Genomic DNA, 13831 nt, shown 5'->3' with positions numbered 1-13831 from the left:
CCGGCACCCGCCGTCCGGATCCGCTGCTCGATCGCGGTCTTCGCGGTCACGCTGTCGCCGCCGGGATGTGCATCGACGCCGGCCGGGTGGCAGCGTCGAAGGCGGCGCGCGCCCCGGTGGCGCCCATGCCGCTGTCGCCGGCGGGCTCGTACAGCCGCTCGGGGCCGCCGCCTTGCCACTGGTTGATCCACGTGACGCCGGCCGGGATGCGGGCGGAGGCGTCGATGTGGTCCGGATCCGCGGTGTAGACCGTGGCCGCGAGCCCGTACTTCGACCGGGCGGCTCGCTCGAGTCCTTCCTCGAAAGAGTCCACGACGACGACCGGGGCGATCGGCCCGAATGTCTCCTCGGTCATGACCAGCATCGAGTCGTCCACGTCGGTGAGCACGGTGGGCGGGTAGAAGAAGCCCTTCCCCTCGGGGACGCCGCCGCCGGTGCGGACCTTCGCGCCCTTATGCACAGCGTCCTCGACGTGGCGGGCGACGAGGTCCCGCTGCCGGCGGTCGACCAGTGGGCCGAGCATGACGCCGTCGTCCAGGCCGTTGCCGACCGTGAAGCCTTCGGCCGCGGCGACGAGCGCCTCGACGAACGGTTCGGCGACGTCGCAGTGCACGTAGACGCGTTCCATGGAGGTGCAGATCTGCCCGGTGTTGATGAACGCGCCGAAGGCGACGGCGCGGGCCGTGGCGACCGGGTCGACGCCGGCGTCGACCACGACCGGGTCCTTGCCGCCCAGCTCGAGGACCGCGCGGTGCAGCCGCAGTCCTGCCGCCGCGCCCACGCGCTTGCCGGTGGCGACCGAGCCGGTGAAGTGCACCAGCCGGATCTGCTCGTGCTCGGCCAGCGGGGTCCCGGCCCGGGCGTCGCCGAGCACCAGGTTCACCACGCCCGGCGCCATGTCGGCCAGCTCGAGCAGGCGCACGACCGACAACGGCCCGCGCTCGGACGGCTTGACGACCACCGTGTTCCCAGAGGCCAGCAGCGGCCCTATGGCCGCGAGGACGGCCGTCACGGGGAAGTTCCACGGCGTGATGACCGCGGTGGCGCCCAGCGGGTGACGCAGGATCCGCGTCCGGGCGCCGTCGGGCCGGACGACGGTCCGCTCGAAGTCGTAGGAAAGCGCTTCCTCGGCGGCTGCGCGCAGGCCGGCGACCGCGCCGTCGAGGAAGGTCCGCCCGATGCCCAGTGGTTTGCCCATCTCGCGGCATTCGAGCTCCACCAGCTCGTCGGCGTGCGCGGCGACGGCGTCGGCCCAGGCGGTGATCCGCTGGGCCCGTTCGGCCACCGGCGTCGCCGCCCAGGCGGGCTGCGCCGCGATCGCCGCGGCCACCGCGGTTTCGACGTCTTCAGGCGAGCCCGCGGGATGCCGGGCGATGACCTCTTCGGTCGCCGGGTTCACCAGGTCCAGGAAGATCTCGCCGCGCGAGTCCGCCCACTGGCCGTCGATCAGGTTCTGCAAGGTCTTCATGAGGATTCCTCCGAGGTCGGTGCCGGGTCAGCCGAGCCGGTCGGCCATGAGCTCGCCGGCCATGATCGCGGCGAGGTTGGTGTTGGCGCGGGGGACGGCGGGGAAGATCGACGCGTCGACCACCCGGAGACCGTCGACGCCGAGCACGCGGCACGCGGGGTCGACCACCGTGCCGGCGTGCGCGGGGTCACCCATCCGGCACGTGCTGGTGCCGTGCTGCGAGTCGCCGACCGTGGCCAGGAGGTGGTCGTCGAGCTCGCTGTCGTGGTCGAGGGCGGCGAACAGCGGCTCGTTCGCGCGCTCGAGCGAGCCGCCGAGGATCCGGGCGGTTTCTTCGCCGCGGGCCAGCTCGACCAGCGCCCGCACGCCGGCGCGCAGCCGCGGGAGGTCGCGCTCGTCGGCGAGCATCCGCTGGTGCACCTGCGGCTGGACGCCCGGGTCGGCCGACGTCAGGCCGACCTCGCCGCGCGAGTGGCTCTGGTTGAGCCACACCCCGTAGGAGCCGGCCCCGGCCCCGGTGTTCGCGAAGGCCATGGCCAGCACGCTCTGGTTCATCGAGACGAACATCAAGTCACCGTCGGGCGCGCCGGGACCGCTGGTGAGGCGGACGCAGACGTTGGTGTGCCGGTCGTCCGGCGTCTTGATCGCCGCCGCTTCGGTCAGCGGCAGCTGGACCATCGCGATCGGGTGGTCCTGCATGCCGCGGCCGACCGGCAGGTCCGCGCGCACGTCGAGGCCGAGCGAACGCAGGTGCCCCGCCGGGCCTACTCCGGAGCGCAGCAGGATCGCCGGCGAGTGGATCGTGCCCGCGCTGAGCACGACCGTGTCGGCGAGCTCCGTCGTGGCCGTCCCGCCGCGGATGACTCGGACACCGGCCGCTCGGCTGCCCTCGAAGAGCACCCGGTCCACCAGCGCGTCCCCGCGGATCGTCAGGTTCGGCAGCGTCCGGCCGGGTTCCAGGTAGGCGTCGTTGACCGAGACCCGCCGTCCGTCGCGGGAGTTGATCGGGTAAGGCGACACGCCAGTGGCGCCCGGGGCGTTCGCGTCGGGCGCCCAGCTGTGCCCCGCCGCGGTCGCGGCGCGGTGGAGTGCGGCGTCGACGGCTCCCCACTTCTCTTGCGGCGTCCGGAAAATCGGCGTCGGGCCGCCACGGCCGTGGTAAGGCTCGTCGCCGAAGGCTTCGTCGTCCTCCAGCTTGGCGAAGTACGGCAGGACGTCGTCGGGTGCCCAGCCGGGCACCGCCCAGTCCACGAAGTCCGCCATCGGCGGGCGGATCGCGATCTGCCCGTTGATCGACGAGCTGCCGCCGACGCCGCGGCCGCGCCAGTACGGTGCCGGCGGCTGCTTTTCCGTCCGGGTGGAGTCCAGGCCCGGCCACACCATGCCCTCGGCCGCCGTCGGGTGCAGCAGGGCGACGATCGGATTGGGCGAGCGCCACGCTTCGTGCATCTCGGCCGAGCGGTAGTCGCGGCCGGCCTCGAGCAGCAGGACCCGCTTACCCCGCTCCGCCGACCGCACCGCGAGCGCCGCGCCCGAGGATCCGGCACCGACCACGATGAGGTCCCAGCCGCTGTTCGCCATGTGCCTGCTCCTTCGCCGGGTCGTCGTCGCGGTTAGAATGTGCCGAAGCCGTACGTTCAGTCAAGAGTGAACGTTCAGTTTCTTCTGAGCTAGAGTGGGGTGTCGATGACCTTGCCCGCGAGTGACAGCCGGCCCGGCGAGAACGCGCTCATCGAGGACTTCGGCCTGCGCATCGGCCGTGCCATGGGGTGGCCGCCGATGGCTGGGCGCACAAGCGGCGTGCTGATACTCAGTGAGAAGCCCCTGACCCTGGGCCAGCTCCAGGAGGCCTTGGACGCGAGCAAGGGCTCGGTGTCGGAGACGACCCGGCTGCTCATGGTCAACGGCGTCGTCGAGCGTGCCAAGCAACCCGGCAGCCGCCAGTTCGTCTACCGCTGGCGTGACGACGCCTGGATCGGCTGCCTGCGGCACCAGGTGACCATGACTCGCGAACTGCTGGAGCTGGCCGGGAACGCGGAGGAGTACGGGGCGCACCTGCCGGCCGAACAGCGCGGGCGATTGAGGCAGATGCGCGACTACTACGTTTTCATGACCGGGCAGCTCGAAGCGCTCCTGGCCGAGTACACCAGCCGGGCCAAGTCCGAGAGCTGACCTCGACCAGGTCGCCTGGCGGGTGCCGATCGACGACGAGTCGCGGCTCGAATTGCGGTGAGGCATTCCGCGTTCGTGGTTGTGGTGGTGGCGCTGAGGTGGTGCGTGGTTCGTCACTGTGGGGCAACCGAGTCCCCGCCGGCACGTCCGATCCTGGGCGCGTGGTGTGTTCCGAAGGTGAGAGAGGTCTGCTGTGGAGGGCCGCGATAGGGACCGGTTTTCCCCTCTCCGGGGAGAGCTGGTCCCGGCGACAGGCCGGCGGCCATGGTGGATCGACGATCGGTGGACCGGCCGCGCGTCCGGGCTGGTTCCCCGCGTCGGCGGCGAGCGCGGCGCTGTGGTGGCCGGGGTGCTGTCGCTGCTGGTGCTGTGCCTGACCGGTTACGGCTGGACGCAGTACAACAACCTGGTCGCCGGACTGCACACCTCGGACGCGCTCGGCGGCGACACGAAATCGGCCAACGGGGACACCAACATCCTCATCATGGGCCTGGACAGCCGGCTCGACGAGAACGGCAACGCGCTGCCGCGGGACATCTACGACGCGCTGCACGCCGGCGACCAGCAAGGGCTTCTCAGCACCTGGCTGGCTCGCGAGGTCGTCAACGGCCTGCGCGATATCGTAGTTCGGCGAACCCGGGAGCGAAGCCTCCGGCGGCGTCATCGCCCTCGACGACGCCGCCGAACTCCCGCCTGCACGACCTGTGCCACGACGCGGCCGCAGGCCGGGCACTGATCCAGCGCCCGGCCTGTCAGCGCCGGCACCTCCGGTTCGGGCCAGCCGGACGCTGATGTCAGGCCAGCGGCTTCACCGGCATGACTGTCCGCTTGAAGGTGGAGTTCACGACTACCGCGAACGATCCGTACCAGGCAGCCACCGCGGTGAGCAGCCCCAGCCAGCCACCGACCTTGCCCATCCCCTCCGCGCCGGCCAGCTCGCCGATCGTGAGGAACAGGAAGGTGAGAAAAAGCAGGACGAAAACAGCGACGAGCACAGCGTTGGTGCGTAAAGAAGCGACAGCCATGTACGCGGTGAAGATGGTGAATACCAACAGGAACATCCCGGTGGCGGTGCCGGCGTCAGCGGCTGGGATCTTCCCCGCGAACTGCCATACGTAGAAGGCGAACGCAAGCCAGAAAGCGCCATATGTGCCGAAGGCGGTAGCCCCGAACGTGTTGTTCTTCCGGAATTCCCACATACCCGCCAGCAGCTGCGCGATTCCGCCGTAAAATAGTGCGAGGGGGAGTACTACCGGTTCGATCGTCTTGGGAACCAAGCCCGCGTTGACCATGCTCAGTACGAAGGTCGTCGCCGCGAACCCGGCCAGGCCCAACGGGCCTGGGTCGGCGATCGAAGCGGCTGCCGTCGTTCCCGATGCGGTTTGCGACTCTGCGCTCGTCATTCGTCCTCACTCCTTTTTGCACGAGAAGATGGTGGGGCGCTGGACCTGACTCAGTCTTCGGATCTGCCCGACTGCAGGCCGGTGGAGATGAGGTCCATCACCGACGAGTCGGCCAGCGTGGTGACGTCGCCGACCTGCCGGTTCTCCGCGACGTCACGGAGCAGGCGCCGCATGATCTTGCCCGAGCGGGTCTTCGGCAGCTCCGGCACCACCATGATCTGCCGCGGCTTCGCGATCGGGCCGATCTCCTTGGCCACGTGGTTGCGCAGGGCCTGGATCGCCTCGTCGCCGCCGTCCACCGCGTTGCCGCGCAGGATCACGAACGCCACGATGCCCTGCCCGGTGGTCGGGTCGGAAGCGCCGACCACGGCCGCCTCGGCCACCGTCGGGTGCGAGACCAGGGCGGACTCGACCTCGGTGGTCGAGATGCGGTGGCCGGACACGTTCATCACGTCGTCGACGCGGCCGAGCAGCCAGATGTCACCGTCGGCGTCGTACTTCGCGCCGTCGCCGGCGAAGTAGAAGCCCTGCTCGGCGAACCGCGACCAGTACGTCTCCCGGTAACGCTCGTTGTCGCCCCAGATCCCGCGCAGCATCGACGGCCACGGCTGGTCCAGCACCAGGTACCCGCCGCCGCCCTTGCCGACCTCCTGGGCCTGGTCGTCGACGACCTTCGCGGAGATGCCCGGCAGCGCCCGCTGCGCCGAGCCCGGCTTCGTTGACGTGACGCCCGGCAGCGGCGAGATCATGATCGCGCCGGTCTCGGTCTGCCACCAGGTGTCGACGATCGGCGCGGAGTTCGCGCCGATGGTCTCGCGGTACCAGATCCACGCCTCGGGGTTGATCGGCTCGCCGACCGAGCCCAGCACGCGCAGCGACGACAGGTCGTACTCGGCCGGGATCTGCGCGCCCCACTTCATGAACGTGCGGATCAGCGTCGGCGCGGTGTAGTAGATGGAGACCTTGTACTTCTGGATGATCTCCCAGTGCCGGCCCTCGTGCGGGGTGTTCGGCGTGCCTTCGTAGACGACCTGCGTGACGCGGTTCGCTAGCGGGCCGTAGACGATGTAGCTGTGCCCGGTGATCCAGCCGATGTCGGCGGTGCACCAGTAGACGTCCTCGCCCGGCTTGTGGTCGAACACGTTGTGGTGCGTGTACGCGGTCTGGGTGAGGTAGCCGCCGGAGGTGTGCAGGATGCCCTTCGGCCGCCCGGTGGTGCCCGAGGTGTACAGGATGAACAGCGGGTGCTCGGCGTCGAACGCCTCGGGCGTGTGCTCGGCGGACTGGCCGTCCACGAGCTCGTGCCACCACAGGTCGCGCTCGTCGGTCCACGGCACCTCGCCCTCGAGGTCCGAGCCGGTGCGGCGGACCACGATGACCTTCTCCACGGTCTCGGCGCCCTCGAGCGCCTCGTCCACATTGGCCTTCATCGGCGCGGCCTTGCCGCGGCGGTACTGGCCGTCGGAGGTGATCACGATCTTCGCCGCGGCGTCGTCCACCCGGGCCCGCAGCGCGGTCGGGGAGAAGCCGCCGAAGACCACGCTGTGCAGCGCGCCGATCCGGGCGCAGGCGAGCATCGCGAAGATGGCCTCGGGGATCATCTGCAACTGGATCGCGATCACGTCGCCGGCCTTCACGCCCAGTGACGTCAGGGCGTTCGCGGCCTTGGACACCTCGTCCTGCAACTGCGCGTACGTGATGTCGCGGGTGTCGCCGGGCTCGCCGACCCAGTGGATCGCCACCTGCTCGCCGTGGCCGGCCTCGACGTGGCGGTCGACACAGTTGTATGCGACGTTCAGCTTCCCGCCGACGAACCACTTCGCGAACGGGGCATTGGTCCAGTCCAATACCTGGGACCACTTCGTGTCCCAGGTCAGCCGTTCAGCCTGCTCGGCCCAGAACTGCTCCCGGTCGGCGTCCGCTTTCGCGTACAGCTCGGCCTTGGCGTTGGCCTGAGCAGCGAATTCGTCGCTCGGGGGAAACGTACGGCTTTCATTGAGCAGATTGTCCAACGTCTCATTGCCCATGCCGACTCCCAATCGCCGGAGTGAAGTCCCTGCATATTAGGAGCCCGCCAGCCGGTACGCCACCTCTAAACAGGACAGCTTTGACGGGAGATGCGGAATCCAGACCAGACCACAGCCGGTTTTGTACTGAATAGGTCATAAACACTATTTGTTGCTTTAGGTGGAATTGGCGCCGGGTGGCCGGCTACCGTGGCCGCAGTCGGCGCCGGTACAGACGGGCAAGGAAACCAAGGGACGCAAGAGGAAAATCGCCAACCACGACCTCGGGCCGCTGCCGATGGTCACCGTCACCGCTGCCGGCGCGCAAGCAGTTCTCCGCGATGAGTCCCGTACGGGCGGACGGCGCGACTGCACCGGCCGCCCTCACCGTTTCCGCGCAGGGACTTGTACGATTGAGCTGGCGTCCACTGTGGATAGTACTGGTATCTCGTCGGATACTGTCATTGTCGCACTGGGAGGTGCGGTGCCGCGCGGTTGCGGCACCGCCTCCGGCCCTCGGGTCTGGATGGGTGAAACTAAGTCGTCAAGGTGTTCGCGGGGGCAGGCAGTTCATCGCGGACCCGGTATCGGTAGCGCAGCGGTGATTCACCTACCTCCTGTTTGAACGCGGTGCTGAACGAGCTCTCCGACGCGTATCCCAGCTCGGCCGCCAGCGATCCGACGCGCACATCACCGTCGCGAAGAGCCCGCTGTGCCAGCAACATCCGCCAGCGGTTGAGATAGGCGAGCGGCGGTACGCCCGCCACGGTCCGGAAGCGTCCGGCGAAGGACGTCCGCGACATCGCCGCGGCACGCGCCAGTTCCCGCAAGCTCCAGGGCGTTCCGGGATCGGCATGCATGAGGCTGAGCGCCGGTCGCAGCCGTTCGTCGGTCACCAGCCGTAGCCACCCCGGGGGCAACTCGGCCTGGTCGACGTAGGTGCGCAGTACCTCGAGCAGCAGGAGTTGGCCGTGCTGCCGGATCGCGAACGCGGAACCGATCCGATTTTCGGTCACCTCGTCGAACAGCCGGTGGAGACTGCCGCGCAGGTTTCCCGCGGCGGCGGCCGACCCGCGGGCGTGTGCCAGCGGCGGGAGCGCCTGCAGCAGCAACGCCTGGCCGGCCGCGTTGAGGTCGATATGACCGCCGACGACGACGTCGGTGCCGCGGTCGTGGCCGATCTGGCGAGCGGACCTGAAGTCCGCCTCCGGCATGACCTCGCGGCGCGGGCCGTCGCCGTCGCCGCCCTCGATCTCCAGCCACGACCGGTTGTTCAGGATGGCGACGTCGCCAGGCTCGAGTTCGATCGAGCCATCGACGCCCTCGGCGGTCAGCCGGGCCCGGCCACCCACCATCGCGGAGAACTTCAGCCCCTCGATCGCCGCGCGCGACACCCACGGCCCCCGCACCGCGAACCCTCCCGACACCACACCACGGACCTCGATGAGGTCGAAAACCTCGGAAAGGTGATCACTGGCCATCTCTGTACTCTTGCGTAAAAGATCCGGACTCACAAGGATTCAGAGTCCGCTGGCGCGGGTGCAGGGTTGTGGGCATGACGCAGAACACGACACCGAAGCAGCACCCCCTCGGATCCGGCTTCACCGCCGCCTCGACGACCGACGACGTGCTGGCGGGCATCGACCTTGCAGGCACGAGCGTGGTCATCACAGGCGGCCACAATGGCCTCGGCCCGGAGACCACTCGCGCGCTCAGCAAGGCCGGTGCGTCCATTACCGTCGCCTCGCGCAACCCTGACCGCGCCGCGGCGAAGCTGGCCGGGATCGAGCGCGTGGAGATCAGTCGGCTGGACCTTCTCGACCCGGAGTCGATCGACGCCTTCGTCACCCGGTACCTCGGCTCCGGCCGCCCGCTCCACCTCCTGCTCAACAACGCCGGCCTGATGGGCGGCCCCCTGGTCCGGGATGCCCGTGGTTACGAATCGCAGTTCGCCACCAATCATCTGGGCCACTTCCAGCTGACCCTGGGCCTGCGGCCCGCGCTGCGCGCCGCTCACGGTGCTCGTGTCGTCAACCTGACCTCCGGTGGACACCGCCTGTCCGGCATTCGTTGGGACGACCCGCATTTCACCACCGGCTACGACGACCTGGGCATGTTCGGATACGGCCAGTCCAAGACTGCCAACGTGCTGTTCGCCGTCGAATTGGATCGCCGATGGGCCGACGAGGGAATCCGCGGCTACGCCGTGCACCCAGGCATCGTCGTCGGCACGAGCCTGGGGCCCTGGCGGGCTGAGGGCGAAGCGCGGAAATCCGTGATGGGCGACGACGCACAGCGGGCCATGGGGCTGATCGACGAGTCGGGCCGGCCGATCATCGACCCCGACCGTGACCGGAAGTCCCTGCGGCAGGGGGCAAGCACCAGCGTGTTCGCGTCGACGAGTTCACTGCTCACCGAGATCGGCGGTGTCTACCTCAAGGACAACGACATCTCGCCGCTGGACGAAGACCCGCAGCCCATCGACTTCAGCACCGAGCAGAATCCCCCGGCCACCGTCGTGCCGCACGCCGTCGATCCCGAGTCGGCGCAACGACTCTGGGAGCTGAGCGAGCGACTGCTCAAGGACTGATACTCCGGCAGTACTTCGTGATCAGGAGCGGTCGTGGAGAGTGACCTGGTATCCGTCGGGGTCGGCGAAGGTGAACGTCCGGCCGAAGGGCCCGTCGATCGGCGCGGAGACAATCGTGTGGCCGTCGGCGACGAGGGCATCGTGAATGTCCTGGACGTCGGTGGCGTGGAGCCAGCTCGCGGCACCGATGCCGGGCTGGGTGACGGACGCGAGGTCGGCGCCAGGAACAACGTTGCGGAGAGCGAACGCGATCGGCTTCGTCTCGAAGACGACGGCGTGCGGAGGGCCCACCGGGGAGCGCACGAGGCCGAGGTACTGCTCGTAGAACGCCTGCGAAGCGTCGAGGTCGCGAGCTTGCAGGGAGATGAAGTCGGGGCCGGTGGCTGGCATGGTGACGCTCCTTCTTTTCATGTCAGAAGCTCCTGTCTGTTTCGCAGGCTTCACGGGGCTGGGTGTGGCACAGGCCGCACGCCCGGACCTGGACCACCGCCTCGCCAGGCCCGGGGACCACATCACCTCCACGCAGACCGGCTTGCCCTGGGCGTGGGCCACGACCGCGCGAACTTTCTGTGACATCAATCTTCTTTCGCTATCAGGTGGCGTCACATTGCCTGGACGGGAGCGCTGCTCCAGCCCTTGAGGGTGTTGTTCAACTTTGGAACCGGCTCGCCGGCGGATTCGAGCCGGTCGACCCGCTTGGCGAGTGCGGTGAGCACGAGTTCGACTTCAAGGCGGGCGATGGGTTGTCCGACGCATTGGTGGATGCCCATGCCGAAGGCCACGTGCCCGGCGGCCTTGCGGGTGATGTCCAGCCGGTCGGCGTCCGGTCCCCACTTCCGTGGGTCCCGGTTGGCGGCGCCGAGGAAGAGCAGTACTTTCTCTCCCTCGGGGATCCGGACCCCGGCTACCTCGATCTCGCGGGTGGTGGTCCGGAAGAAGGTCTGCACGGGCGATTCGTAGCGCAAGGCCTCGTCGAAGGCGAAGCGTGCCAGTGAGGGTTTTTCGCGCAGGCGCGCCCATTGCTGGGGGTTGGCGCTCAGCGCCTGGATGGTGTTGCCGATGCCGTAGACGGTTGTGTCGACGCCGGCGGACAGCAGCGACCGGACCAGCATGGGGGCTTGCTCGTGGGTGATCTCGCCGCGGTCGGCGGACTCCCACACCTGCGCCCCCAGCCTGCCAGGGGCGAGCGCGTCTCGTTGACAGCTGTCCCAGATCCACTGCTGGACGGGCGCCGCGCCGGCCAGGGCACGTTCGAGGAGGTGGTTGTGCGGGCCGAAGGCGTTGAATGCCAGAGCGCCGTAAGGCAGCAGATTCTCCCGCCCTTCGACCGGCAGGCCGACTGCGTCGGGAAACACCTTCAGCGGATAACGTTCGGCGAGATCGGTCACGGCGTCGAATCGTCCTCGGGCGACGAGTTCGTCGGCGAGCGTTTCGGCCTCGGCCCGGAATGTCTCCCGGAATCCGCGGACGGTGCTCGCCGAAATCACCTTCCCCATCGCGCCCCTGGTCACGGCGTGGTCCGGCGGGTCGGCTTCGAGCAGCAGACTCGGCGGCCGCCAGGGCTTTTCCTTGTGGAAGTCGGACAGTCCTGCGCCGCGGCTGGAGCAGAATGTCTCGTGGTCGGTCAGCGCGGCATACACCTGCGCGTGCCGGGCCATGGCCCAAACCCGGTAGCGCTCGAGGTAAACCACGGCGCCGGACTCGCGTAGGTCCTCGTGCATGGGATACGGATCGGCGAGGTTCGTCTCGGCGAACGGGTCGACGCCGAGCACGGGGGCCGTGCTGTTTCCTGCGGTGGCGGGCATCGGTGTCTCCTGCGTGAGTCAGAGATCGAGGACCAGACGGGGCGAGCACGAGCGGGACACGCAGATCATCATCGCGTCGCCGGCCTCCCGCTCGTCGTCGGTGAGGACCGAGTCACGGTGATCCGGCTTCCCGGAGAGGACTGCGGTCTCGCAGGTGCCGCAGGTGCCCTCCTGACAGGAAGAGAGGACGGGCACGCCGGACGCCTCGACGACATCGAGGATGGAGCGGCCAGCGGGAACTTGGACGACGGTGCCGGTTTGCGCCAGTTCGACCTCGAAGGCTTCGCGGGGACCGTCGTTCACGCCGGACTTGGGCGCGAATCGTTCCACGTGCAGGGCACCAGCCGGCCGGGTGACGCAGTGCTGCTCCACGGCACCGAGCAGTGCCTCCGGCCCGCAGCAGTAGAGCGCGGTCTCGGCGGCGTCGCCGCCGGGCTCGGTGAGCAGGGCGGGCAGGTCGAGCAGGCCTCGCTCGTCCTGGGGGTGGATCTCGACGTGACCGGGATAGCGGGTTTCGAGTTCGTCGCGGAATGCCATCGTCGAGCGGCTCCGGCCGCCGTAGACGAGCTTCCAGTCGCTGCTCAAGCCGGCCACCTTGTCGATCATCGGCAGGATCGGGGTGATGCCGATGCCGCCCGCGATGAACAGGTAGCGCTTGGCCTCCACCAGGGGGAAGTGGTTGCGCGGGCCGCGCACGTGCACCCGCTGACCCTCGGCGAGCGTGTCGTGCACGTGCCGGGACCCACCGCGCCCGGCTTCCTCACGGAGCACAGCCACCTGCAGGACCGACCGGTCGCGCGGGTCGCCACACAGCGAGTACTGGCGGGTCAGCTCTGGGGCCAGCACGAGGTCGAGGTGCGCGCCCGGCTCCCAGTCCGGCAGCGACTGGCCCTCCGGGTGCCGCAGCGTCAGCCGGACGACGCCTTCGGCAACGGTTTCCTTGCGTTCGAGCACGAGGTCGAGCTCGTGCTCGACGTGGGGTTCGGTCTTCATCGGAGTGTTCCCCTCCTGGTCTCAGCGCGAAGCCAGGACCGGTGCCGGGTCCGGTCCGGAGCGGATCGTGTCGTGACCCGCGGGATGCGAGAGCAGCCATTCCCACAGGTCCACGGGGTCGTCGAACTCACGTTCGGCGGAACAGTGGCAGACCGCCCGCAACCGGTCCGTACCCAGTACCCAGTGGATGCGGTACACGCGCTCGCCGGACAACATGGGCTGGTTGGCCGGTACGTCGTTCATGCCCGGGCCGTCCGGGTCTGTTGTGGGGCCGCCATACGCTGGAGCATCCGCCGTGCTGCGAGGCCACCGGTGTCGATGTTGACCGACAGCTCCTGGTAGCCCTCAGGCTCGTGCAAGATGACCTGCTCGAGTACATCAAGCGCCTCGACGTCCTGGAGGACGACGGTGCAGTTGTTCTCGGCGAGGAACTTCGAAACCGCGCCGTCGCCGAGCGCGAAGTCGCGCGCCACGGACCAGAAGTCGTGGGTGGAGTGTTCGGTCTCCGGGGTGATCGCGTAGACGACCTCGACGTGGAAAGCGTCCGGGTCGCTGCCGTCAGGATTGGGGACGGAGCCCACGGTCGCGATGCGACTGTGCAGTTTGTACAGACACGGCGGCGTGTATTCGATGTCCTGCCATCGCGCGATCCTGCCCTCCAGGCCGGTCGATTTGGCGTAGAACGGGGGGCATTCGGCGTCGTCCATGTGACGAGAGACGTAGACGATGCCGGCATCCTCGTCGACTTCAGTCGTGGTCGGGGTCGCCGCCACCTCCGGAGTGCCGATGTAGCCACCGTGCAGGTACGTTTCGTGCGACAGGTCGAGCAGGTTGTCGACCAGCAGCGAGTACCGTGCTTTCAACGGTTCCATCCCCCGCACGGCGGTGTAGTCCGGTGAGTCGAGGTAGGGGGCCCGCGGGATCCTCGAGGTGTCCGCCTTGGCCGGGTCGCCGATGAAGACCCACACGAAGGAGTCCTGCTCGGCCAACGGGTACGGCAGCAGCCGGGCAGTGCGCGGAATGCGGCTCTGACCCGGCACGGACACGCACTTGCCGTCCGTGCCGTAGGTGAACCCGTGGTATCCGCAGACCACCTGGTCGTCCACGAGTCGCGACGGCGCCTGCGAGAGCGGGAACCGCCGGTGCACGCAGCGGTCGGGCACGGCGGTGACCTCCCCGCGGCGCGTGCGCCAGAACAGGATCGGCTCACCGCAGATGGTGCGGGAGAACAGATCGTGCGTGATCTCGGTGCTGTAGGCGGCGACGTACCACTGGTCGCGCGGGATGGTCGTCATGAGCGTTGTCCCCTCGGATGGAGGTCGGTTCGTGCCGATGGCCGGCGGGCCGGAAGCAAGCCGGTGCCGGTCTTCGGTGGCGCGCGAGCGGGCAACGAA

General features: G+C 68.8%; 13 protein-coding genes. 3 read left to right on the top strand and 10 right to left on the bottom strand.

All coding sequences use genetic code 11. The annotated features are described in order from the left end of the window. Positions 1-46: 46 nt before the first annotated feature. Entirely contained in the window at positions 47-1468 is a 1422-nt protein-coding gene (locus tag OG371_RS39895; protein WP_329061655.1) for an aldehyde dehydrogenase family protein, read from the bottom strand. 27 nt (positions 1469-1495) lie between these two features. Beyond that, positions 1496-3049, bottom strand: coding sequence for a GMC family oxidoreductase (locus OG371_RS39890; protein WP_329061653.1), 1554 nt, complete (start codon positions 3047-3049; stop codon positions 1496-1498). A gap of 105 nt (positions 3050-3154) precedes the next feature. Here OG371_RS39890 and OG371_RS39885 point away from each other — a divergent pair, with 105 nt between their 5' ends. Then, entirely contained in the window at positions 3155-3640 is a 486-nt protein-coding gene (locus OG371_RS39885) for a GbsR/MarR family transcriptional regulator (RefSeq protein ID WP_329061651.1), read from the top strand. Positions 3641-3833: 193 nt separating this feature from the next. Beyond that, positions 3834-4376: a hypothetical protein gene (locus tag OG371_RS39880; protein ID WP_329061649.1), complete on the top strand. Its 543-nt coding sequence runs from the start codon at positions 3834-3836 to the stop codon at positions 4374-4376. A 58-nt stretch (positions 4377-4434) separates the two neighbouring features. Here OG371_RS39880 and OG371_RS39875 read toward each other — a convergent pair whose 3' ends face one another. The 3 genes from OG371_RS39875 to OG371_RS39865 all read right to left on the bottom strand — a co-directional run bounded on the left by OG371_RS39875 (position 4435) and on the right by OG371_RS39865 (position 8563). After that, the gene (locus OG371_RS39875) at positions 4435-5043 is read right to left on the bottom strand and encodes an acetate uptake transporter (protein WP_329061647.1); all 609 of its coding nucleotides are present in this window, start codon (positions 5041-5043) and stop codon (positions 4435-4437) included. Positions 5044-5093: 50 nt separating this feature from the next. Further along, positions 5094-7070 (bottom strand): acetate--CoA ligase, encoded by a 1977-nt coding sequence (gene acs / locus OG371_RS39870; RefSeq protein WP_329061646.1) that lies wholly within the window; start codon positions 7068-7070, stop codon positions 5094-5096. 515 nt (positions 7071-7585) lie between these two features. Further along, entirely contained in the window at positions 7586-8563 is a 978-nt protein-coding gene (locus OG371_RS39865; RefSeq protein WP_329061644.1) for an AraC family transcriptional regulator, read from the bottom strand. Between the two features lie 41 nt (positions 8564-8604). Between OG371_RS39865 and OG371_RS39860 the strand changes: the two genes are divergently transcribed. Further along, positions 8605-9639, top strand: coding sequence for an SDR family NAD(P)-dependent oxidoreductase (locus OG371_RS39860; protein ID WP_329061642.1), 1035 nt, complete (start codon positions 8605-8607; stop codon positions 9637-9639). Between the two features lie 21 nt (positions 9640-9660). Here OG371_RS39860 and OG371_RS39855 read toward each other — a convergent pair whose 3' ends face one another. The 5 genes from OG371_RS39855 to OG371_RS39835 all read right to left on the bottom strand — a co-directional run bounded on the left by OG371_RS39855 (position 9661) and on the right by OG371_RS39835 (position 13732). Continuing rightward, positions 9661-10029 (bottom strand): VOC family protein, encoded by a 369-nt coding sequence (locus OG371_RS39855; protein WP_329061640.1) that lies wholly within the window; start codon positions 10027-10029, stop codon positions 9661-9663. 212 nt (positions 10030-10241) lie between these two features. Continuing rightward, a complete protein-coding gene (locus tag OG371_RS39850; RefSeq protein ID WP_329061638.1) occupies positions 10242-11444 on the bottom strand; it encodes a cytochrome P450 in 1203 nt (400 codons plus the stop codon). An 18-nt stretch (positions 11445-11462) separates the two neighbouring features. Continuing rightward, positions 11463-12437 (bottom strand): PDR/VanB family oxidoreductase, encoded by a 975-nt coding sequence (locus OG371_RS39845; protein ID WP_329061636.1) that lies wholly within the window; start codon positions 12435-12437, stop codon positions 11463-11465. Positions 12438-12458: 21 nt separating this feature from the next. Then, positions 12459-12680, bottom strand: a complete 222-nt coding sequence (locus OG371_RS39840) for a hypothetical protein (RefSeq protein WP_329061634.1) — start codon at positions 12678-12680, stop codon at positions 12459-12461. Continuing rightward, a complete protein-coding gene (locus OG371_RS39835) occupies positions 12677-13732 on the bottom strand; it encodes an aromatic ring-hydroxylating dioxygenase subunit alpha (protein ID WP_329061632.1) in 1056 nt (351 codons plus the stop codon). The genes OG371_RS39840 and OG371_RS39835 overlap by 4 nt, the downstream gene beginning before the upstream one ends. Positions 13733-13831: the final 99 nt, after the last annotated feature.

It is taken from the genome of Amycolatopsis sp. NBC_01480 (assembly GCF_036227205.1).
GTDB lineage: Bacteria > Actinomycetota > Actinomycetes > Mycobacteriales > Pseudonocardiaceae > Amycolatopsis.
Note: the sequence above shows the minus strand (reverse complement) of the source record. Positions and strands in the feature narration are given on the sequence as shown.

Coding starts and splice junctions, on each gene's coding strand:
- OG371_RS39840 (WP_329061634.1), bottom strand. CDS start 12,680: ATGAACGACGTACCGGCCAACCAGCCCATGTTGTCCGGCGAGCGCGTG.
- OG371_RS39860 (WP_329061642.1), top strand. CDS start 8,605: ATGACGCAGAACACGACACCGAAGCAGCACCCCCTCGGATCCGGCTTC.
- OG371_RS39845 (WP_329061636.1), bottom strand. CDS start 12,437: ATGAAGACCGAACCCCACGTCGAGCACGAGCTCGACCTCGTGCTCGAA.
- OG371_RS39855 (WP_329061640.1), bottom strand. CDS start 10,029: ATGCCAGCCACCGGCCCCGACTTCATCTCCCTGCAAGCTCGCGACCTC.
- OG371_RS39850 (WP_329061638.1), bottom strand. CDS start 11,444: ATGCCCGCCACCGCAGGAAACAGCACGGCCCCCGTGCTCGGCGTCGAC.
- OG371_RS39895 (WP_329061655.1), bottom strand. CDS start 1,468: ATGAAGACCTTGCAGAACCTGATCGACGGCCAGTGGGCGGACTCGCGC.
- OG371_RS39885 (WP_329061651.1), top strand. CDS start 3,155: ATGACCTTGCCCGCGAGTGACAGCCGGCCCGGCGAGAACGCGCTCATC.
- OG371_RS39835 (WP_329061632.1), bottom strand. CDS start 13,732: ATGACGACCATCCCGCGCGACCAGTGGTACGTCGCCGCCTACAGCACC.
- acs (WP_329061646.1), bottom strand. CDS start 7,070: ATGGGCAATGAGACGTTGGACAATCTGCTCAATGAAAGCCGTACGTTT.
- OG371_RS39875 (WP_329061647.1), bottom strand. CDS start 5,043: ATGACGAGCGCAGAGTCGCAAACCGCATCGGGAACGACGGCAGCCGCT.
- OG371_RS39890 (WP_329061653.1), bottom strand. CDS start 3,049: ATGGCGAACAGCGGCTGGGACCTCATCGTGGTCGGTGCCGGATCCTCG.